Source organism: Plantibacter sp. Leaf314, from assembly GCF_001423185.1.
In the GTDB taxonomy this organism is placed as follows: domain Bacteria; phylum Actinomycetota; class Actinomycetes; order Actinomycetales; family Microbacteriaceae; genus Plantibacter.
Genome location: NZ_LMOB01000001.1, coordinates 1,966,766 through 1,986,881, shown reverse-complemented (window position 1 = coordinate 1,986,881; position 20,116 = coordinate 1,966,766). Strand labels below are relative to the sequence as shown.

At 70.2% G+C, this 20,116-nt stretch carries 22 protein-coding genes; 9 read left to right on the top strand and 13 right to left on the bottom strand.

What is annotated here, in order from left to right; translation table 11 throughout:
* Positions 1 to 9 precede the first annotated feature (9 nt).
* A complete protein-coding gene (locus ASF68_RS09370) occupies positions 10 to 1,041 on the top strand; it encodes a LacI family DNA-binding transcriptional regulator (protein WP_369796479.1) in 1,032 nt (343 codons plus the stop codon).
* Positions 1,042 to 1,089: 48 nt separating this feature from the next.
* Here the strand turns inward: ASF68_RS09370 and ASF68_RS09365 are convergent, their stop codons facing one another.
* Entirely contained in the window at positions 1,090 to 2,094 is a 1,005-nt protein-coding gene (locus tag ASF68_RS09365) for a zinc-binding dehydrogenase (RefSeq protein WP_056009560.1), read from the bottom strand.
* A gap of 405 nt (positions 2,095 to 2,499) precedes the next feature.
* On the opposite strand from ASF68_RS09365, the gene ASF68_RS09360 reads away from it, so the two are divergent.
* The gene (locus ASF68_RS09360) at positions 2,500 to 3,771 is read left to right on the top strand and encodes an HNH endonuclease signature motif containing protein (protein ID WP_056009558.1); all 1,272 of its coding nucleotides are present in this window, start codon (positions 2,500 to 2,502) and stop codon (positions 3,769 to 3,771) included.
* Between the two features lie 425 nt (positions 3,772 to 4,196).
* On the opposite strand, the gene ASF68_RS09355 is transcribed toward ASF68_RS09360, so the two are convergent.
* Together ASF68_RS09355 and ASF68_RS09350 are read right to left on the bottom strand one after the other, a co-directional pair.
* The gene (locus tag ASF68_RS09355) at positions 4,197 to 5,693 is read right to left on the bottom strand and encodes a serine hydrolase (RefSeq protein ID WP_056009557.1); all 1,497 of its coding nucleotides are present in this window, start codon (positions 5,691 to 5,693) and stop codon (positions 4,197 to 4,199) included.
* A 46-nt stretch (positions 5,694 to 5,739) separates the two neighbouring features.
* Positions 5,740 to 6,024 carry a MerR family transcriptional regulator gene (locus ASF68_RS09350; protein ID WP_056009556.1) on the bottom strand — a complete coding sequence of 95 codons (285 nt, stop codon included), beginning with the start codon at positions 6,022 to 6,024 and terminating at the stop codon, positions 5,740 to 5,742.
* A 159-nt stretch (positions 6,025 to 6,183) separates the two neighbouring features.
* Between ASF68_RS09350 and ASF68_RS09345 the strand changes: the two genes are divergently transcribed.
* The gene (locus tag ASF68_RS09345; RefSeq protein ID WP_056009554.1) at positions 6,184 to 6,606 is read left to right on the top strand and encodes an Hsp20/alpha crystallin family protein; all 423 of its coding nucleotides are present in this window, start codon (positions 6,184 to 6,186) and stop codon (positions 6,604 to 6,606) included.
* A 105-nt stretch (positions 6,607 to 6,711) separates the two neighbouring features.
* Entirely contained in the window at positions 6,712 to 7,041 is a 330-nt protein-coding gene (locus ASF68_RS09340) for a hypothetical protein (protein WP_056009552.1), read from the top strand.
* Between the two features lie 26 nt (positions 7,042 to 7,067).
* Here ASF68_RS09340 and ASF68_RS09335 read toward each other — a convergent pair whose 3' ends face one another.
* From ASF68_RS09335 to ASF68_RS09320, 4 genes are read right to left on the bottom strand one after another with little or no spacing between them, the layout of a single operon-like run.
* Entirely contained in the window at positions 7,068 to 8,069 is a 1,002-nt protein-coding gene (locus ASF68_RS09335; RefSeq protein WP_157580287.1) for a hypothetical protein, read from the bottom strand.
* Positions 8,070 to 8,092: 23 nt separating this feature from the next.
* Positions 8,093 to 8,845 carry an enhanced serine sensitivity protein SseB C-terminal domain-containing protein gene (locus ASF68_RS09330; protein WP_056009548.1) on the bottom strand — a complete coding sequence of 251 codons (753 nt, stop codon included), beginning with the start codon at positions 8,843 to 8,845 and terminating at the stop codon, positions 8,093 to 8,095.
* A gap of 40 nt (positions 8,846 to 8,885) precedes the next feature.
* Positions 8,886 to 9,578, bottom strand: coding sequence for a cation transporter (locus ASF68_RS09325; RefSeq protein WP_056011683.1), 693 nt, complete (start codon positions 9,576 to 9,578; stop codon positions 8,886 to 8,888).
* The gene (locus ASF68_RS09320) at positions 9,575 to 9,910 is read right to left on the bottom strand and encodes a helix-turn-helix transcriptional regulator (RefSeq protein WP_056009546.1); all 336 of its coding nucleotides are present in this window, start codon (positions 9,908 to 9,910) and stop codon (positions 9,575 to 9,577) included. The genes ASF68_RS09325 and ASF68_RS09320 overlap by 4 nt, the downstream gene beginning before the upstream one ends.
* A gap of 215 nt (positions 9,911 to 10,125) precedes the next feature.
* Between ASF68_RS09320 and ASF68_RS09315 the strand changes: the two genes are divergently transcribed.
* Complete coding sequence (locus ASF68_RS09315; protein WP_056009544.1) at positions 10,126 to 10,692, top strand: manganese efflux pump MntP family protein; 567 nt, start codon at positions 10,126 to 10,128, stop codon at positions 10,690 to 10,692.
* Here the strand turns inward: ASF68_RS09315 and ASF68_RS09310 are convergent.
* The 3 genes from ASF68_RS09310 to ASF68_RS09300 form a co-directional block, all read right to left on the bottom strand.
* Positions 10,679 to 12,118 carry a sugar porter family MFS transporter gene (locus ASF68_RS09310; protein ID WP_056009542.1) on the bottom strand — a complete coding sequence of 480 codons (1,440 nt, stop codon included), beginning with the start codon at positions 12,116 to 12,118 and terminating at the stop codon, positions 10,679 to 10,681. The two genes, ASF68_RS09315 and ASF68_RS09310, sit on opposite strands and share 14 nt — an antisense overlap.
* A 96-nt stretch (positions 12,119 to 12,214) precedes the next feature.
* Positions 12,215 to 12,892, bottom strand: coding sequence for a response regulator transcription factor (locus ASF68_RS09305; RefSeq protein ID WP_056009540.1), 678 nt, complete (start codon positions 12,890 to 12,892; stop codon positions 12,215 to 12,217).
* On the bottom strand, positions 12,889 to 14,124 hold the full coding sequence (locus ASF68_RS09300; RefSeq protein WP_056009538.1) for a sensor histidine kinase: 1,236 nt from the start codon (positions 14,122 to 14,124) through the stop codon (positions 12,889 to 12,891). The genes ASF68_RS09305 and ASF68_RS09300 overlap by 4 nt, the downstream gene beginning before the upstream one ends.
* A gap of 166 nt (positions 14,125 to 14,290) precedes the next feature.
* On the opposite strand from ASF68_RS09300, the gene ASF68_RS09295 reads away from it, so the two are divergent.
* Positions 14,291 to 14,998: an ABC transporter ATP-binding protein gene (locus ASF68_RS09295; protein ID WP_056009536.1), complete on the top strand. Its 708-nt coding sequence runs from the start codon at positions 14,291 to 14,293 to the stop codon at positions 14,996 to 14,998.
* Positions 14,995 to 16,305, top strand: coding sequence for an ABC transporter permease (locus tag ASF68_RS09290; RefSeq protein WP_056009534.1), 1,311 nt, complete (start codon positions 14,995 to 14,997; stop codon positions 16,303 to 16,305). The genes ASF68_RS09295 and ASF68_RS09290 overlap by 4 nt, the downstream gene beginning before the upstream one ends.
* 179 nt (positions 16,306 to 16,484) lie before the next feature.
* On the opposite strand, the gene ASF68_RS09285 is transcribed toward ASF68_RS09290, so the two are convergent.
* On the bottom strand, positions 16,485 to 16,670 hold the full coding sequence (locus ASF68_RS09285) for a hypothetical protein (protein WP_157580285.1): 186 nt from the start codon (positions 16,668 to 16,670) through the stop codon (positions 16,485 to 16,487).
* Between the two features lie 222 nt (positions 16,671 to 16,892).
* Here ASF68_RS09285 and ASF68_RS09280 point away from each other — a divergent pair, with 222 nt between their 5' ends.
* The gene (locus tag ASF68_RS09280; protein ID WP_056009530.1) at positions 16,893 to 18,164 is read left to right on the top strand and encodes an HNH endonuclease signature motif containing protein; all 1,272 of its coding nucleotides are present in this window, start codon (positions 16,893 to 16,895) and stop codon (positions 18,162 to 18,164) included.
* A gap of 108 nt (positions 18,165 to 18,272) precedes the next feature.
* Positions 18,273 to 18,713, top strand: a complete 441-nt coding sequence (locus ASF68_RS09275; protein WP_235526774.1) for a BLUF domain-containing protein — start codon at positions 18,273 to 18,275, stop codon at positions 18,711 to 18,713.
* 24 nt (positions 18,714 to 18,737) lie between these two features.
* On the opposite strand, the gene ASF68_RS09270 is transcribed toward ASF68_RS09275, so the two are convergent.
* Entirely contained in the window at positions 18,738 to 19,469 is a 732-nt protein-coding gene (locus ASF68_RS09270) for an HAD family hydrolase (RefSeq protein ID WP_082498558.1), read from the bottom strand.
* Positions 19,470 to 19,570: 101 nt separating this feature from the next.
* The gene (locus ASF68_RS09265) at positions 19,571 to 20,095 is read right to left on the bottom strand and encodes a hypothetical protein (RefSeq protein WP_056009526.1); all 525 of its coding nucleotides are present in this window, start codon (positions 20,093 to 20,095) and stop codon (positions 19,571 to 19,573) included.
* Positions 20,096 to 20,116 lie beyond the last annotated feature (21 nt).

Below are 20,116 nucleotides of genomic sequence, written 5' to 3'. Positions count from 1 at the left end.
CCGGCACGACTGAGGAGACACACCATCGACACCGATGCGGACATCACCGTCCCAACACTCATCGCGGTCGCGGCGCTCGCCGGCGTCTCGAAGTCCACCGCCTCCCGGGTCATCAACGGATCCTCCCAGGTGACCCCGGAGGCGGTGGCCTCCGTGAACGCCGCCGTCGAGCAACTGCACTACGTGCCCAACCGCGCGGCCCGCAGCCTCGTCCGCCGGCGGGCGCAGACGATCGCGATGGTCATCCCGCAGCGCACGGCGGAGTTCTTCGCCGACCCGTACTTCGCCGAGGTCATCCAGGGCGCCGCCATGTACGCCTCGTCGACCGACTACACGCTGACGCTCCTCATCGAGTCCGACGTCGACCCCGACAAGACGCGTCGGTTCCTCACGGGCGGCAACGTCGACGGGGCGCTGGTGCTGTCCCATCACACGAGCATGCAGGCGTACGCCAAGCTCGCGGCCTCACTCCCGGTGGTCTTCGGGGTCCGTGGGCTTGAGCCGACGGACCCGCCAGGGCACGTGGTCGACGTCGACAACGTGGAGGCGGGTGCGCTCGCGACGCGACGGCTCGTCGAGGCGGGGCGGCGTGACATCGCGACGATCACCGGTCCGCTCGACACCGCGGCGGGCGTCGACCGTCTGGCGGGGTGGCGACGCGCGCTGGGTGCCGCCGGGCTCGAGCCGGGGCTCCAGGAGGAGGGCGACTTCACGCCCACGAGCGGTGCCCGGGCGATGGAGCGGTTGCTGGCCGCCGGGCGGCCGGTCGATGCGGTGTTCGCGGCATCCGCGCAGATGGCGACGGGGGCGCTCGGGGTGCTGCGCGACCGGGGGATCCCGGTGCCTGTGCGGATCGCGATGACCTCGGTCGACGACAACGTGTTCGCGGCGGACGCCTACCCGGCGTTGACGACCGTCGACCTCCGCACCGCTGAGAAGGGGGCGCTGCTCGTGCAGACCCTCCACCGGCTGATCGCCGGTGAGGACGTCCCCGAGATGACGACGATCCCGTGCGGGTTGGTGGAGCGCGACTCCGTGTGAGGGTGCTGGGGCTGGGTGGGCGGTGTGGCGTTCCGGCCTCGAGCCCCCTCAGAACCGGATCTGCGTCTTCGGTCCGGCTCCCGTCGCCCGGGGGAGTCCGTCGGCGAGCACCTGCGGGACCTCGTCGAGGGTGATCACGGTGCCGATCAGGCGTCGGACGGTGTCGGGCATGGTGGCGAACCGGCTGACGGCTTCGTCGATGGAGGCCGAGCCGCCGAGGACGGCGTGGACGGTCGCATCGCGGGCGATGAGCGTGCCGGAGGGGAGGCCGGCGTCTCCGGCGGGCACCCCGAGGAGGGCGATGCGGACGCCCGCGGTGGCGTTGTCGAGCAGGCGACGGGTGACCTCGCCGGAGCCGGTCGCCTCGATGATGACGTCGAACCGTTCGTCGCCGAGCTCCGCCGGATCGCGGGTGTCGAGGCCGAACCCGGCTGCGAACCCCCGGTCGGATTCGCGTCGGGCGGCGACGGTGACGGTGGCTCCGGACTCGGCGGCGAAGAGTGCGGCGAACATGCCGAGGGTCCCCGCGCCCCACACGAGTACGCGGTCGCCGGGGCCGGCCTCGGTGAGGCGGACGCCGCGGAGCGAGCAGGAGGCCGGCTCGACCATCGCACCGAGGTCGGCTTCGACGCCTGGTGGGAGGCGGTGCACGGCGCGTTCGGGGAGGACGAGGAGTTCCGCGAGGGCGCCGTCGAGTTGGCCGAGCACGCCGAGTTCGAGGTGTTCCGGGCAGAGGTGGTGGCGTCCGGATGTGCAGCGTTCGCAGTGTCCGCAGCCGATGAAGGTGTCGCCCGTGACGAGGTCTCCCGGGGTCGCCGTGGTGACGTCGTCGCCCACCGCGACCACGCGGCCCGCCCACTCGTGCCCGGGTTGGAGCGGGAGCGTGGTGCGGCCGTCGGCCAGGTAGGGCATCGTGCCGCGGAAGAGGGCGACGTCGGTGCCGCAGATTCCGGCGCGTTCGATGCGGATGAGGACGTCGTCGGGGCCGGGCTGCGGGTCCGGTCGGTCGAGGACGGTCGCCGTGTTCGGGGCGGTGATGCGTAGGGCTCTCATGCGGTCTCTCCATCGTGACGGCGTGTGTGCTCAGCAGCGTAGCGTCGGTGGGTCGTCGGTGCGCGGTGGGGGCGGTCGCGTGGCCTGCGCGAGGCTCGCCGAACCCGACAGACCCGGTCACCGAGCCTGTCGAGGTGTGCCGAGCGGCAGGGCCGCGACCCGACCGACTCCCGCCGACCAGCCTCGGTCACTGAGCTTGTCGAAGTGCTTACGGAGACGCCTCCACACCGAGCCAAGCTTCGGTCGCGGGGCTTGTCGAGGTGTGCTGAGCGGCGGGCCCGCGTCCCGACCGACTCCCGCCAACTAACCCCGGTCACTGAGCCAGTCGAAGCGCTCATCGGGGCATCTCCACACCCTCCCGAACTCGGCATCTGGAATGTCAGTGGTCCATGGTGGACTGGAGTCATGACCGAGACCACCACCTTCGCAGTTCGAGCTGGCGACGAGTACGCCGCGCAGCTCGCGGAGTTCTCGGATGAGTACGCGGAGATCGGCCGGCTCCGCGCCGTGCTCGACGCGCGTGAAGCGCGCCTGCTCGCCAAATCTGCTGCGTACGCCGACGCCCTCGCAGACACGGTGGTCCCCGCCGTCTACCCACCCGCCGAGCGACGTGCACTCTCGCGACGCTCGACGTGCGCGATGCTCGCGATGGCGACGCGTTCGTCGGAGCGGACGGTCCTGCACGCGACGGACGACGCCGAGCGGCTCGTGAACGAGGCCCCCGCAGTGTTGGCGGCGCTCGAGGCGGGCACGATTTCCGGACGGCACGCGCGGACGATCACCGACCAACTGCGTGAGGTCCCGACCGTCGGCCGTGTCTCCTTCCTCGCCGAGGTCCTTCCCATCGCGGAACGGTCTACCGTTGCGCGGCTGAAGCAGCGCGCGAAGGATCTCCGCGAGCGACTCCACCCAGAATCCATCACCGCCCGCGCTGTGCGTTCCGAGGCGGACCGCCGCGTCGAGTTCGAGCCAGCTTCAGACGGTATGGCCTGGGTGCATCTGTTCACGACCGCGCCGATCGCGCAGGGCATCGTCGAGCGGCTTGAGAGTGCAGCGTCCGAATCACGTCGCGCGGGCGATCAGCGCACCTGCGGACAGCTCCAAGCCGACGCCCTCGCCGCGCTCGCCCTCACCGGCGTCACGCCAGACGATGTCGCGTCGAACCCGGCACTCCCGCACCCGATTGAAGTGCAGGAACACATCAAGCCCACCGTGCAGATCACCGTCCCGGCGCTCAGCATGGCCGGCGTCTCCGACGCACCCGCAACCCTCGACGGATACGGGCCGATCGACCCGGAGGTCGCAGCGCGGATCGCGGTGAACGCACCCTCCTTCACCCGGATCCTCGTCCAGCCCGAAACCGGAGCCGTCCTCTCCGTTGGGCGGAATCAGTACCGGGTGCCAGCCGATCTCCAACGGGCGGTGCGGCTCCGAGACGGCACCTGTCGCGCACCCGGCTGCGGCAGGCGCGCTAGAGCATGCGACCTCGACCATTCGGTCGCCTGGCAGGACGGCGGGACGACGGATGTCGGGAATCTCGCCTGCCTGTGCCGACATCATCACCGGATGAAGCACCTTCCCGGCTGGAACCTCGACCACCAGCCGGACGGCGTCCTCGACTGGACGACACCCGACGGCAAACACCACCGGACAGCCCCGGACCCCGCACCGTTCTGACCGTTCCTAGTCCCTGAGCTGCGCCGCACTGAGCCTGTCGAAGTGTCGAAGGGTTCCTCGTGCGCACTTCGACAGGCTCAGTGACCGGAGTCGAGCGCGCGCACAGGCAGGACGCTGCCTGTGTCCCTCAACACTTCGACAGGCTCAGTGACCGGCGGGAGCGGCCCCGGAACGTCCCGTTCCGAGCCCGCCGAAGGGCGCCCCGAACGCACTTCGACGTGCTCGTGACCGGCGGACGTGTGCGCCGAACGTCCCGCTCCCTGAGCTTGTCGAAGGGTTCCTCGTGCGCACTTCGACAGGCTCAGTGACCGGGGCGAGGTGTGCTCAGTGATCGGCGGAGGTGTGGCCGGATCAGCTCGGTCCCTGAGCTCGTCGAAGGGCGGCAAGCCTGCCCCTGGACTCCCCAGCCTGCCGCCGGCGTCAGGTCACCAGACGGACGAACCGCTACCGTCGACGACCTCACTCGGACGCCGCACCTCGGCGAGCCGCGACGTCCGCAGCGGCGTCGTCTCCCACCACGCGTCGAAGGTGCCCGCCGCCGGATCGACGACGAGATGCATCCGATGCGGAGTCTCGACGAAGATCACCTCGACCCGCAGCACGCCACCGTCGGCACCCCACCCGGCACTCGCCACGACCGGCCCGTGCGTCCGCCACTCGCCGAAACCGGGGACGACCTCCACCCGGTCATCACCCTCCTGCACGACCAGCAGCACCTGACCGCCGTCGGCCGACGCCACCTCGAGGGCCGTCAGCTGCGGCAGGGCGGAACCGGGATCGGCAGCGAACGTCCGCCCGACCAAGTCGCGCAGTGACGCCTCAGCTGCGCCGTTCTCCGCGGCAGAGCCGCCCTGATCTGCCGACACCGGCGGCAGCGCCAGGCCGGCGAGTCGCTCGAGCAGCGCCTGATCCGCGTCCATGTTCGCGTCCGCGTCCGTGCTCACGCCCTCCACCGACTCGGCCTCATCACCACGCCCGAACGCCGGCAACAGGTGCTCCCACGCGGCGTTCAAGACGGCCTGCATGTCGAGGCTCTGACCGGTCACCGCCAGGACGACGTCGTGTTCCGGCAGCACGACGCAGTACTGGCCGTACGCACCATCGCCTCGGAACCCGTGGCGCGCGATCCAGAACTGGAACCCGTACCCCTGCGCCCAATCCGACTCCGGGTCGTCACCGTTCGCGATGTGCGACCTCGTCGCCTCGGCCACCCAGGACTCGGGCAACAGCTGCCGCCCCTCCCAGACACCGCGCTGCAGGTAGAGCTGCCCGAGCGACGCGATCGCCTCCGTGCGCGCGTGCAGCCCGCTGTAGCCGAGCTCGAAACCCTGGTCGTCCCGCTGCCAGTCGAAGTCACCGATGCCCAGTGGGTCGAGCAGGCGAGGACGCAGGTAGTCGGTGAGCGTCCCGCCGGTGATGCGCTGGATGATCGCCGCGGCCGTGTAGGTGCACGGCTGGTTGTACGCGAAGACGGTGCCGGGGTCCTCGTCGGGCGGCAGGAGCAGGAACCCGCGGACGAGGTTCGTCGGGTCGATCGCCGCCGCCCGCATGATCGTCTCCTCCCGGTGACCACTCGCCATCGCGAGCACATGCCGCACGAGCATGGCGCGGCTCCGGGGGTCGGTCACCTCGGCGTCGAGTTCCGGGAAGTGGCTGATCACGGTGTCGTCGAGGCTGAGGAGTCCCTCCTCGACGGCGAAGCCGACGGCGGTGGAGGTGAAGCTCTTACTCAACGAATACAGCAGGTGCACGCGCTCCGCGGAGTACGGCGCCCACCATCCCTCCGCGACGACCTGGCCGGACCGCAGCAGCATGAGGCTGTGCGGTTCGACGTTCGGCAGGTGCTCGAGGGCGTCGATGAAGGCTTCGATCCCGGAGGCGTCGATGTGCTGGGCTGACGGAGTGCTTCGCTGCAGGCTCATCCCTCTATGCTGCCACTTGCCGCCACCTGTCGCGCAGCTGCCGCGCTCAGTCCTCGACGGCGTCGAGCCGATCCTGCAGTCCCCGATTGGCGTCCTCAAGGTCGAGCACCCGGGCGATCCCCGCGATGTTGACCCCGTCGTCACGCAGGTCGGTCACGCGTTTGAGTCGCTCGAGATCGTCCTCGCTGTACCGCCGCGTGCCGCCCTCCGTCCGCGACGGCGTGAGCAGTCCCTTGCTCTCGAACAGCCGCAGGGTCGCCTCGGGAACGCCCGCGAGTTGGGCCGCGACGGCGATGCCGTACACGGGTGTCGTCGAGTCACGCTCAGCCATGCTTGAGATCTCCTGAAAACGGGTTGCAACGGAATCTGCGTTCGATGTATAAAAAATCTACACCACGAAGTGCAGATCCAAAGCCCCGGATCTCCACCTCCTGGACAGCGACAACCGATGAGCCCGACCGTCATCGGGCGACAGGGAAGGAGAACACTCATGGCAATGACCCTCGATCCGATCAGTCAGCTGGACCGCTTCGCAGCCTCCGTGCTGGACTCCGTCCGCGCTCCCCGGCCAATGCCGGTGGACCTCTACCGCGACGGCGACCGCTACGTGATGCTGGCCGACCTCCCCGGCATCGACCCCGGTTCGATCGACGTCGACGTCGACGGCGGCCAGCTCACCATCCGCGCCCAGCGCACGGCCGACAGCCGCGAGGGCGTGCGCTGGCTCGCCCGTGAGCGAGGCGGCGGACACTTCCTCCGGCAGTTCACGCTCGGCGACGGCCTCGACCTCGACGGCATCACGGCGTCGTACGACAGCGGCGTGCTCTCCGTGATCATCCCGGTGAGCGAGCGGGCGAAGCCCCGGAAGATCACCGTCGACTCGGTCGACCACCCGGAGGCGATCAACGCCTGAGCGGCGACCGGCACTCGTCCGAACGAACGGCCAGAACGCCCCACCCACAGCTCCATGGGTGGGGCGTTCGTCTGTCCAGGGCCCGACGCTCGCCATACTGGTGGCATGTCCCGTGCCAAGCGCATCGTCGCAGCCTCAGTCCTGCTCGTGATCGCCGCGCTCGGTCTGCTCGCCGCGGCGATGCAGATGACCACGACGTACTACCTGCCCCCGGCGGACGACGACAGTTTCGCGACCGAGCGCGTCGTCGCGTTCGAGCCAGGCGTGGTCGGTACGGTCATCGGCGCGGTGGCGGTCCTGGCGCTGCTGGCACATCTGGTCGTCGTGATCCGGCGGGCGGCACCTCGGATCCAGTGGTTCATCGCCGTCGCGGTCACCATCGCCGCCGTGGTCGGCGCTGTCGTCGTGTCCTTCGCGGACCGCCCCACGGGCTAGCGCGCGTCGGGTCTCGCGCGTCGCCCTCAGCCGAGCAGTTCGGCCAGCAGGGCGCGCGTGGTCTCCGCGCCGGCTCCGGGTGCCCGGAGGCTGACCCAGTCCTCGCCGCGCTGCGCCGTCTCGGACGAACCCTCGTCGTCGGCCGACCCCGATCTGGCGCCGGCGATCGGAGCGTCGTCGCGGAACAGCCACGCACCTCCGGGCAGCACGGTGAACCGGAGCAGCTCGCGCGAGTCCGCGGAGAGCAGGCGGCAGTCGAGGCCGCCGACGCGGGTGAGGGCGTCCTGGGCGAGGTGGTAGCTCGGGGTCGCGGTGCTGACATAGCTCGCGCCCCCGGCACTCGCGCCGAGGATCGCCTGCACCGATGCCTCGGGCAGCGCGGCTGCGCACGAACGCGAGCCGGTGCCGGTGCCGGTGCCCGAGCCGGACGCCACCGGACGCGGGGTCGGTGCCGGCGCCGCCGCGAGCGCGGCCCGGGCGATCTCCTCCGTGCGCTGCCCGTCCGGGTCGTCGAGGCCGACGGTGTCCACCTCGATGAACCGCTCCCCGTCGAGGGCATGGACCGAGCAACCGTCGTCCGAGCACCTGGTCCCGGTGATCTCGCCGACGGTGTCGGTCCAGTCGGTGTGTTCGTACCAGTGGTTGAACGCCGCCCAGTGGTCGACACCCTCACCGACGAGGCGGATCGTCAGGGCCGCGCCGGTCGCCTCGTCCGACCATGCGCACACGGTGCCGCCGTCCTGGAGGACAGGCGCCTCCGCGATGGACGCCGCCACCGTGGCGGCGCGGTCGCCGAGGAGCGCGGCGACGGCGTCAGGCTCGGCGAGTTGCTCGCAGGCGAGCCCGGGGAAGTCGGCGACCGGTAGGTCCGGGAGGTCGCTCGACGGCGGCTCCGAGGGAGTCGAGCCTGCCGTCGGGCCCCAGGATGCCGGGTGTGGCGACGGCCCGACGCACGCCGTGAGGACCGCGAGGGTGATGCCAGCGACCAGGGCCGCCCGTCCGAGACGTCCCACACGCCCGGCCGCCACGAGCCTCCTGGTCCGCTCGCCGCTCATCCTCGCCGGAACAGTCCGCGCTTGCGGCGGTGGAACGGCGGGACGCCCTGCAGCAGGTGCTTCGCGCCCGGCGCGGCGTACATCACGTCGATCGGCACACTCGCCGAGTACGTCGCGAGCGCCCGGGCGAGGGCGCCACTGACGACCTCGCGTGCGTTCGGAGCGCCGACGATGACGAGCAGGTAGCTCTCGTCGAAGGAACCGCCCTCCTGCGGGGTGACCTTCCAGCCCAGGATCGCTTCGTCGACCTCGCGGTACTCGGCGAGGGCCGCCGTCAGTGCCTCGGTCATCCCCGGTGGGACGCGGGCCGGCTGTCCCACCATGACCTCGGTCTCGCGCTCGACCACGCGTGGGGTGAGCACCGCCTCGCCGTCGAGCAGCTGGGCGATCTCGCCCGGGAGGAACTCCTTGCCGTGCGCGGAGTGCGGGTTGAGGACGAGCCTGCGGCCTCGGGTCATCTGCCAGAGGACCCGGCAGGGCAGCGCGAGGATGTTGCGTTCGAAGGTCGGAACGACCTGGAGCGTCTCCTGGAAGCGCTCCTTCGAGGTGTAGAACGGCTGCACCGAGCTGCCGTCAGCGTCGAGGAGGTCAGCCAGGGTCGCCATGCTGTCGTCGGTCACGGTCCCCGCGACGATCACCGTGCTCTCGAGCAGTGCCGTCACGAAGGCCGGCGCCTGCGAACGGTCGGTCGCCGCGGCGGCGAGGAGGGCTTCGATGTCGGGAGCGTCTGCGGCGTCGGCTGCTGGCATGATTGCAGGCTATCCCGCCCCGGTGAGGTCCTGCACGTGTTCAGCAGCAGTCGCAGGCGTCCGAGCCTTCCGAGGTGAGCGAGGAGACCGGTCGCTTGCACGCGTCGCCTCGCCATGCCTCGAGCCCCTCTTTGACGGCGAAGCCGGCGATCACGAGGGCGGCGACGGCGTCCGCCCAGGCCCAGCCGAGGGTGCTGTTGAGGACCAGTCCGATGAGGACCGCGGCCGACAGGTAGGAGCAGATGAGCGTCTGCTTCGAGTCGGCGACGGCGGACGCGGAGCCGAGCTCGTTCCCGGTCCGGCGCTCGAACAGTGAGAACGCGGGCATGATGACGACGCTGATCGCCGCGAGGACGATCCCGACGGTCGAATGCTCAGCGGTGGACAGGCCGACGAGCGATCGGGCCGCGTCGATCGTGACGAAGGCCGCGAGGCCGAAGAACGACACGGCGATCACCCGGAGGGCGACCCGTTCGCGACGATGAGGCTCCGGGCTCGAGAACTGCCAGGCGACCGCTGCGGCGGACAGCACCTCGACGATCGAGTCGAAACCGAATCCGATGAGTGCAGCCGACGACGCAACGGCCCCGGCGGACAGGGCGACGACCGCCTCGACGACGTTGTACGCGATCGTCGCTGCCACGATCCACCGGATGCGCCGCTGCAGGGTCGCACGTCTGGCGGGGGTCAGCTGGGCCCGGAGGCGGGGGCTCGGCAGGCCGACGGCGCTCATGCGCAGGTGCACTGCTCGCCGGAGCAGCAGTCGGGGTCGACGACCAACACGAGGCGCAGGAGGTCGTCGAGCGCCGGTGCGAGATGCGGGTCCGCCAGGCGGTACCAGGTGTTCCGTCCCTCACGGACGCCTTCGACGAGCCCGCAACCACGGAGGCAGGCGAGCTGGTTCGACATGACCTGTCGCGAGACACCGAGTGCGTCGGCGAGGTCGGACGGGAACGCCGGGGCCTCTCGGAGCGTGAGCAGGATGCGGGCCCGCGTCTCGTCCGACAGGGCGTGCCCGAGTCTCGCGAGCGCAGCGGTGTGCGTCAGGGTCGCGGTCGGTGTCATGGTGTCGGTCACGGAGAAAACAGTACACGCTTGGCTGTATTGACAACAGCTCACGGTGGCCCGAACTGCCGCGTTAGGCGAGCCGAAACGCTGACAATCACGCATCTCGGCTTGCCGCTCACCTGTCGCCCTGGCAACGTTGACGGGTCCTCGAGGCGCCCCGCCCGACCACGGTTCCGCGTGCAGGACGCCCCGCAGAGAAAGACCCCCGCGACATGACGTTCTGGCCGCTCCTCCTCATCGCGCTCGGCGTCTCAGCCGACGCCTTCGCCGTCGCCCTCACCAAGGGCCTGCACATGCGACGGTTCAACGTGCGTCACGCGCTCGTGATCGCCGGCACCTTCGGACTCTTCCAAGCGGTCATGCCGCTCATCGGCTGGGTGCTCGGCACGCAGTTCGCGCGGTACATCACGGAGGTCGACCACTGGGTCGCCTTCGGTCTGCTCGCCCTCGTCGGCGGGAAGATGCTCTGGGAGGCGTTCTCGAGCCATGAGGACACCGAGGTCGACTCCGACCGCATCGACATCCGCCGACTGCTCGTCCTGGCACTGGCGACGAGCATCGACGCCCTCGCCATCGGCATCACGCTCGCGTTCCTGCCCGGATCGATCATCGAGGCCGTCGTCCTCATCGGACTCACGACGTTCGTGCTCGCCTTCCTCGGCGTCTTCATCGGCCGCCGGGTGGGGGAGCGCTTCGGGAAGCCGGCCGAGATCGCTGGCGGTGTCATCCTGATCCTCATCGGCACGAAGATCCTGATCGACCACCTCACCGCCGGGTGAAGATCGCCCCCGTCGTCACGTCGGCACCGAGCGCCTCGAGGCTGCGTCCACGGGTCTCGGGCACCTGGGTGGCGACGAAGAGGAGCGCGAGCACCCCGACGCCGGCGAACAGGAAGAAGGTGCCCGTGATGCCGAGCCCGTCGACCAGCGACGGGAAGTACAGCGACAGGAACCCGTTGCCGACCCACAGCATGAAGATCGAGACGCCCATGCCCAGGCCGCGCATCCCGAGCGGGAACACCTCGGCCAGATAGACCCACACGGCGACGTTGAGGAACGTCTGCATGGAGCCGACGAACACGACCACGAGGAACAGGATCACCCAGGGGCGGGCCGGGTCGCCGGGCGCGAGCAGCATCGACGCGCAGCCGATGAGCAGGTGGCAGGCGGTGGTGAGGGAGAACCCGATGATGAAGGTCTTCCGTCGGTCGAGTCGGTCCATGTAGGTGAGGGCGATGAACCCGCCGATCACGGCGATGATCCCCGGGGCGATGTTGGCGATGAGCGCGCTGCTCTCATCGAAGCCGGACTCCACGAGCACGGTCTGGCCGTAGTACATGATCGAGTTGATACCGGTGAGCTGCTGGGCGATGCCCACGCCGACGCCGACGAGCAGGATGCGGACGAGCCACGGGTTGCGGAGGACGGCCCGCAGCCCGATCCGGTGTTCGTTCCGGTGCTCGATCGAGGCCGCCTCGACGTCCTCGAGTTCGGCAGCTGCGCGCTCGTCGGAACGGACGGTCCGCAGGACCTCCAGCGCCTCCTCGCGGCGTCCGTGGTCGACGAGCCATCGCGGTGATTCGGGCATCCGCAACATCCCGACGAAGAGGGCGACCGCGGGGAGGGCGCAGACGGCGAACATGATCCGCCACACGCTCGGGTGCTCGCTGAAGACGTTCCCGATCACCGCGTTGATCACGAAGGCCGACAACTGGCCGATGACGATCGCGACCTCGTTCCGGCCGGTGATGGACCCGCGGATCTCGTACGGGGCGAGCTCGGCGAGGTAGACCGGGACCACGGCCGACGCGCCGCCCACGGCGAGGCCGAGCAGGATGCGGCCGGCGACGAGCAGTTCCACGTTCGGTGAACAGACGACCGCGAGCGTGCCGACGAAGAAGAGGACGGCCAGCGCGACGATGCTCGGGCGGCGGCCCCACGCGTCGGACACCCGACCGCCGAGCAACGCGCCGACGGCGGCGGCGAAGACGAGTGAGCTGGTGACGACACCCTCGGTGAGCGGGGTCAGCCCGAGCTCCGCGGTCATCGGACGCAGCGCCCCGTTGATCACGCCGGTGTCGTAGCCGAAGAGCAGGCCACCGAAACAGGCGACGATCGAGATGAGGCCGAGGTGTCGCCGGTGCGGGCCGGGGGTGAGGGGCGGCAGCGTGCTCGCCGTCCGTCGAGCTGTGGGGGATCCGGCCATCGCACTTCCTCGTCTGCTGGGCCCGCACGCCGAACGGCGTCGTGGACAGGACGACAGTACCGGTTCAGCCGTCGGTGCCTGGCCGGAGCAGGGTGCTCAGTCGTCGGCGCCCGGCCGGAGCAGACCGCTCTCGTACGCGAGGATGACGAGCTGGGCGCGATCGTGGGCGGCGACCTTCGTCATGATGCGGTTCACGTGGGTCTTCGAGGTGTGCGGTGAGATGACGAGTTCGTCGGCGATCTGCTGGTTGGAGCGTCCGCGGGCGACGAGGAGCAGCACCTCGAGTTCCCGCTCGGTGAGGAGCGCCAGCTCGGCGGGTACCGAGCGCGGACTCGACGGCCCGTCTGCGACGACGACGTACCTGGTGATGAGACTCCGGGTCGCCGCGGGGGACAGGAGTGCGTCACCGGCGTGCACCGCGCGCACCGCTCGGACGATCTCCTCGGGCTCCGAGCCCTTGCCGATGAACCCGCTCGCGCCGGCCCGCAGCGTCGCGATGAGGTTCTCGTCCTCCTCGAACGTCGTGAGGATGAGGACGCGCGTGTCCGCAAGCTCGGGGTCCGCGCAGATCGCCGCGGTCGCGCCGATGCCGTCCAGCACGGGCATGCGGATGTCCATGAGCACGACGTCCGGCCGCAACTCCCGGGCGAGCGCCACCGCCTGAGCGCCGTCCACGGCTTCGCCGACGACGCCGAGGTCCGACTCCGACGCGAGGATGTCGGAGACGGCCTGTCGGATGAGCGACTGGTCGTCGACGACGAGCACGGTGGTCATGCGGAGGACTCCTCGGGGTGCGTCGGATCGGGGTGCGTCGCATCGGTGGTCGGGAGCGTCGCGGACAGTCGCCAGCCGCCAGGGGTCGGGCCGACGTCGACGGTCCCGCGGACGGCGGCGACACGCTCGCGGATGCCGAGGAGCCCGTGCCCGGTGGTCGGGGTTCCGTCGAGCTGCCCACTCGGGACGCCGGGCGCCGTCGGGTTGCTCACACTGACGACGATCCTGCCGTCGCCGCTCTCGACGAGCACGTGCGCACGACGCTCGGGACCGTGCTTCAGGGCGTTCGTCAGCCCCTCCTGGACGACGCGGTACGCGACGGTGTCTGTGGCGGTCGACAGCTTCGGTGCGTCGGGGGCGATCCGTGTCGTGATGTCGAGGCCTGCGGTGGTGAACTCGGCGATCAACGCTTCGAGTCGGTCGAGTCCCGGCTGCGGCAGCGTTCCACGGAAGCCTGCGCCAGCGTCCCCACCGTCGCTGCGCAGGACCTCGAGCAGATCACCGATCTCGCCGAGCACCGTCCGCGACGCCCGTCGGATCGAGACGAGCGCCTCCTTCGCCTTCTCCGGCCGCGACTCCAGGGATCTCGATGCCACCCCGGCGTTCAGGCTGATCACCGAGATCTGGTGGGCGACGGTGTCGTGGAGGTCGCGGGCGATGCGGAGCCGCTCCTCGGTCACCCGACGCCTCGCCTCGGCTTCGCGGGTCTGCTCGGCCCGCTCCGCGCGCTCGGTGATCGCCACGATGTACGCGCGGCGCGAGCGCGTCCCGTCCCCGGCCGCAGCGGCGAACGCGATCATCACCGCGAACTGGACCGTCCGCGGATCGAAGCTGCCGATCGACGCGAGCAGGCTGAGGAGGGCGACGGCGACCATCGTCGCGACGGCCGTGATCAGGGTCGTCCGCCGCGCGGAGCGCACGGCCACCCCGAACATCGCGATGGCGGCCGCGATCACGACCCCGGGAGCGAGGGTCCCCGTGATCGCCGCCGCCCCGTAACAGGCGATGACGGCCGCGAGCACCGGGATGGGCCAGTGTCGCCGGAGGGGGAGCAGGATCGCCGGCGCGACGACCAGGGCGATGACGAGTGGGCTGCCCGGCCGGAACTCCGCGTTCGGGAACGGGATGAAGGCCGAGGCGATGATGAGGACCGCGGCGACCACGTCGCCCACCCATGCCGGAGGTCGAGGACGCGGATCGCGCACCCGGCGATCCTGCGTCGCGGTGGTCATGGCCCCAGTCTGCCGGGAACCCGCGCCAGGCGACTCCTCCGCACGTGGCATTGCGCGGTACCACGGACGCGGTACACGGGTGTCCGCCGGTGGGGGACGCGCCGGCCCCGCGTCGCGGCGAGTCTGGACTGGTGCCGGAGCACCCGGCCCCAGACGAGGAGACACCATGCAGAGCACCACAGCGCCGCCGATCATCTCGGTCCGGGACGTCCGGCGTTCCTACGGCCGCGGCCAGAACCGGTTCGACGCGCTGAAGGGGGTGAGCTTCGACATCCACGCGGGCGAGAGCGTCGCGATCGTCGGGAAGAGCGGCTCCGGCAAGTCCACGCTCATGCACGTGCTCGCGCTCCTCGACGCACCGAGCTCCGGCACCGTCGAACTCGAAGGGGTCGACACGAGCACTCTCCGCGGACGCCGCCTCAACACGACCAGGAACAAGACCTTCGGGTTCGTGTTCCAGCAGTTCTTCCTCACCGCCAACGCGACGGTGCTCGAGAACGTCCTGCTGCCGATGAAGATCGCCGGCGTCCGACGCGGTGACCGACGTCGCCGGGCGCTCGCCGCACTCGCGCAGCTCCAGCTCGAGGACAAGGCGCGGAATCGCGCGGTGAACCTCTCCGGTGGGCAGAAGCAGCGGACGGTGATCGCCCGTGCGCTCGTGAACAACCCGCGGATCATCTTCGCCGACGAGCCGACCGGCAACCTCGACACGGCGACCGGCGCCGTCGTCGAGGACATCCTCTTCTCCCTCAACCGGGAGAACGGCATTACGCTCATCGTCGTGACGCACGACGAGGAGCTGGCGGCACGGTGTGATCGGCGGATCCTCATCCGCGACGGTCTGCTCGTCGAGGACGAGGCGGTGGCCGCATGAGAACCGTCGACCTCATCGGGACCGCCGTCGCGAACACCTTCCGATCGAAGACCCGCACCATCCTGACGATCCTGGCGATCTTCGTCGGAGCGTTCACGCTCACGCTGACGAACGGGCTCGGTACCGGCATCAACGCCTACATCGACGACACGGTGTCGAGTGTCGGCGCGTCCGACACGATGACCGTCACGAAGACGGCCGACACCGGGTCGGGCATCGGCGCGGCCACGAGCGGGCCGAAGGAGTACGACCCGGACGCGGTCGCCACCACCGGTGCCGGAGCGCCAGGATCGACCGTCGTGGCCCTCACGCCGGCGGACCTGGACGAGCTCGGCGGGATCGACGGCGTCCTCGACGTGCAGGCGGTGAAGTCGATCTCGACCGATTACATCGAGGCGGGCGGCGGTACGAAGTACGTCGTCGGCGTCGGCGGACTCATCTCCGGGCAGAGCGTCACCCTGCTGGACGGTGCACAGCCCGACGACGACTCCGACACGCTCCAGCTCGTGCTCCCCACGTCTTACGTGGAACCGCTCGGCTTCGGAAGCGACGCCGACGCGGTCGGGAAGACGGTCACGGTCGCGATCACCGATGCGCAGCGCACGCAGCACACCGTGGACGCGACCGTCGTCGGGGTCGCCGAGGAGAGCCTCGCCTCGCCCACCGGTGCCTCGATCGTGCCGAACGCCGCGCTCACCGACCTGCTCTACGAGACGCAGAACATCGGCGTCCCGTCCGACCAGGTCGAGCGGTACGCGCAGGCGTCCATCCGGTTCAGCGCGGACGCCACCGACGAGCAGGTCACGGCGTTGAAGGACCGACTGGCCGACGCGGGCTACACGGGAACGACCGTCGCGGACCAGCTCGGCACCATCAAGACGGTGATCGACGGCATCGTCCTCGTCCTCAACGCCTTCGCGATCATCGCCCTCCTCGCCGCGAGCTTCGGGATCGTGAACACCCTGCTCATGTCCGTGCAGGAACGCACCCGCGAGATCGGGCTGATGAAGGCGATGGGGATGGGCAGTGGGAAGGTCTTCGGGTTGTTCAGCCTCGAAGCCGCATTCATCGGCTTCCTCGGCAGCGCGATCGGCGTCGGCATCGCGGTGCTCGCCGGCACCGGCATCAGTGCTGCGCTCTCCGGATCGCTCCTGGCCGACCTGCCGGGCCTCGACCTCATCGCGTTCGACCCGGCGTCGCTCGCGATCATCGTCCTGGTCGTCATGGTGATCGCGTTCCTCGCCGGAACCCTGCCCGCCGCCCGTGCCGCGAAGGCCGATCCGGTGGAGTCGCTCCGCTACGAGTGATGCGCGGATGACCGGCGCCGGGTGACGGCTGTGGGGCGTGGCGGAAGCGACGCCCCACAGCCGCGCCGGCGCCAGGTTGAGGAGCAGCGCCGGCACAGACGTTCAGGTCTCGTCTGCGACGTCCACGCTACGACCGCCGGTCGACGATCGTCCAACCTTGAGGACCTTCGACCGCTGCCCTATCCTTCGCGCGCTGGCTCGGTGACGTGCTCGGGCCGGAGCCCGATCCCGATGAACCTCGCCGCAAGCGGTCGGACGAGGGGGGTCGCGAGCCGCAGGAGTCGGATCGCCCACCGCGGTGCGATGCGCTCGCCGGTGGTGGTGCGGGAGATGACCCGATGCCCGGCCCGCTGGATGCGCTGCATGATCCTGACCGGTCGCTCGCGGCGGCGTTGGACCGCAGCGAGCACCTCGGACGGGGCGTCTCCTGCGGCGAGGCGACCGGCGAGAGGAACCCTCCCCGGTCCCTGAGCCTGTCGAAGGGCCAAGCCCCGGTCCCTGAGCTTGTCGAAGGGCCCACGAGTGGACGTCCGCAACCAGCGCAACTCAGCATCTGGAATGTCAGTGGTCCATGGTGGACTTGATCCATGACCGAGAGCACCACGTCCGCAGTTCGAGCTGGCGACGAGTACGCCGCGCAGCTCGCGGAGTTCTCGGATGAGTGGGCTGAGATTCACCGGCAGCAGGCCGTTCTGGACGCACGCAAAGCGCGCCTCCTCGCCCGCTCGGCGGCCTACGCGGACGCCCTCGCCGACTCGGTCGTCCCGGCCGTGTATCCGCCCGCCGAACGACAGGCGCTCTCCCGCCGGTCGACCTGTGCAGCCCTTGCGATGGCGACGCGGACGCCCGAGCAGACCGTCCAGCGCGCGACGAACGACGCGGAGCGTCTCGTGAACGAAGCCCCGTCCGTGCTCGCATCGCTCGAGGCGGGTCGCATCTCCGCCCAGCACGCGCAGACCATCATCGATCAACTCAGCGACGTGCCAACCGCCGGGCGGGCGGCATTCCTGGCGGCAGTGTTGCCGGTCGCGGAGGAAACGACCAACGCGAACCTGCGGAAGCGTGCCCGCGTTCTGCGGGAGCGCCTCCACCCGGAGTCCATCACCGCACGTGCGGTCCGCTCGGAGGCAGACCGTCGCGTCGAGTTCGAGCCCGCGACGGATGGCATGGCGTGGGTGCACCTGTTCACCACCGCACCCATCGCGCAGGGCATCATCGAGCGGGTCGAAGCAGCGGCCACGGAGTCGCGCAAGGCCGGCGATACGCGCAGCTGCGCCCAGCTGCAGGCGGACGCCCTCGCCGCACTCGCCCTCACTGGAGTGACCCCCGACGACGTCATGTCGAGCCCGGTGGTGCCGCATCCGATCGAGGTCCAGGAGCACATCACGCCGACCGTGCAGATCACGGTGCCGGCGCTCAGCCTGGCCGGTGTCTCCGACGCACCCGCCACGCTCGACGGCTACGGGCCGATCGACCCTGAGACCGCAGCTCGCATCGCGGTCAACGCGCCCAGCATGACTCGCATCCTCGTCCAACCCGAGACCGGTGCCGTCCTCTCTGTGAGCCGCGACCAGTACCGGGTCCCGACCGACCTGCAACGCGCGGTCCGTCTCCGAGACGGCACCTGTCGAGCACCCGGCTGCGGGAGACGCGCCAGAGCGTGTGACCTCGACCATTCGGTCGCGTGGGAAGACGGCGGCACGACGGATGTCGGGAATCTCGCGTGCCTGTGCCGACATCATCACCGGATGAAGCACTTGCCGGGATGGAACCTCGACCACGGGCCCGGTGGCGTCCTGGACTGGACGACACCCGACGGCAAACATCATCGGACGGAACCCGATCCCGCACCGTTCTGACCACCCCCGGTCCCTGAGCCTGTCGAAGGGTGGTCGAGATGCGCACGCTCCGTGGGTGGGGAGCTGCTTCCGGGACCGCCTCCGCACCCCGCCGGGTAGGCTCCAACGGTGGGCACCGACGAAGACCAGATGCTGTCACTCGTGTACGCGAGTACGGCGACACAGCCGTTCAGCGACGAGGACCTCACCGCCCTGCTCGCCACCAGCCGCGAGAACAACGCTCGCAGCGGGCTCACCGGCATGCTCGTCCACCGCGACGGCCGGTTCCTGCAGGTCCTCGAAGGACCAGAGGCCGCCGTCCGCGGGCTCATGGACACCCTCAGCGCCGACCCCCGCCACACCGGCATCCGGGTGATGTTCGAAGAACCCATCCGCGAACGCCAGTTCGCCGACTGGACCATGGGCTTCGAACGCGCCGACAGCGGATCCGCCGCCGACCTCGACGGCTACCGCGACACCTTCGACGACCTCGACCGCGACGACCCGACCGCCACCATGCGCGCCCTTCGCGAACTCGCCCGCTGGTTCCGCAGCCGCGCCAGCCGCTGAACGAGACGGTGGCGACGGCGCCCGCTACGCCCTGAGCTTGCCGATCGGGCTGTCCTCGAGGTTCGCGAGCAACTCGGCGACGTCACCGTAGACCGCGACCGCACCGGCATCACGCAACTCCTGCTCGCCGAACCCGCCGCTCCGCACCCCGATGCACTCCACACCGGCCCGAGCGGCCGCCTCGATGTCCCAGACGGCATCGCCGACCATGACGGCCCGCGACGCCGGCACCCCTGCGCGATCGAGAGCGACCTCGACGATGTCGGGCTCCGGCTTCGCCGTCTCGACGTCACCGGAGGACGTCGCAGCGAAGACCGCCTCGTCGACGTCGAGCAGCTCCCGCAGGATCTCCAGCTCGTTCTCCGGCGCCGAGGTCGCCAGGACGACCGCGATCCCGCGTCCCGCCAGCTCGCCGAGCAGCTCGCGCGCGCCGCCGATCACCCGCAGCCGGGACGTGTTCTGCAGGTAGTACTCGCTGTGCAGCTCCTTCGCCCGCTCGCCGTACTGCTCGACCTCCTCGGAACCGTCCAGCAGGGACTCGAGGAGCTCACCGCCGTCCTTCCCGATCGACCGGTGGATCCGCCACGCGTCGACGGGTCTGCCGGCATCGGCGAACGCGCGATCCCACGCGTCGACATGCAGGTAGTTCGAATCGACGAGCGTGCCGTCGATGTCGAAGAGGACCGCAATGCGGTCGTCGGTGTTGTCGGGGACGTTGGTGTCGGTGGTCTCAGTGGTGTCAGCAGAATCGGACATGCGTCCAGTCAACCCCGCTCCATCCGTGCTGGGAAGCGGTGGCGGTCCGCCGGAGAACGTGCTCTCGTGCGGGCCCGGTCGGACCCGACCCGGCCTCGCCGCTACTGGAACCGGCTCGTCAGGATCGCGGTCCGGGTCGCGTCAACGAGGACCACGACCGTCGAACGTCCGTCCACCGAGAACGCGTCGTCGATGGCCTGCGAGCGCACGAACGGCCCACTCGGCAGCGCGTCGTCGAGGCCGGGGTCGAGCTCGGGGAGCTGGGCGTCCTCGTCGAGTTCCGTCGACCCCGCCTCCGCGCGCACCGCGGCGTAGCTCGCCTCGTCGAGGGTCACGACGGCATCGATCCAGTACGTGCTGGGCCCGGGTACCCGGTCGTCGCCGAGGGTCCCCGACATCCAGGTCGCGTCCGTCGCCCCCTCGAGCTGCGGGAACCGCTCGGTGAGTGGGGCGAGGTCGTGCCGGATCTCCCCGGTGCCCGAGCGGGTGGCTGCATCCGACGCCGATGCGGATGGCGCGGTCGTGCGGTCCGGCGACAGCGATGGCGCGCATCCGGACAGCAGACAGCTCAGCGCGACCGCGAGGACTGCCCCACGCAGGGCGAAGCGACGAGTGGGAGCATCCATGCCAGCAGCCTAGAGGTCGTC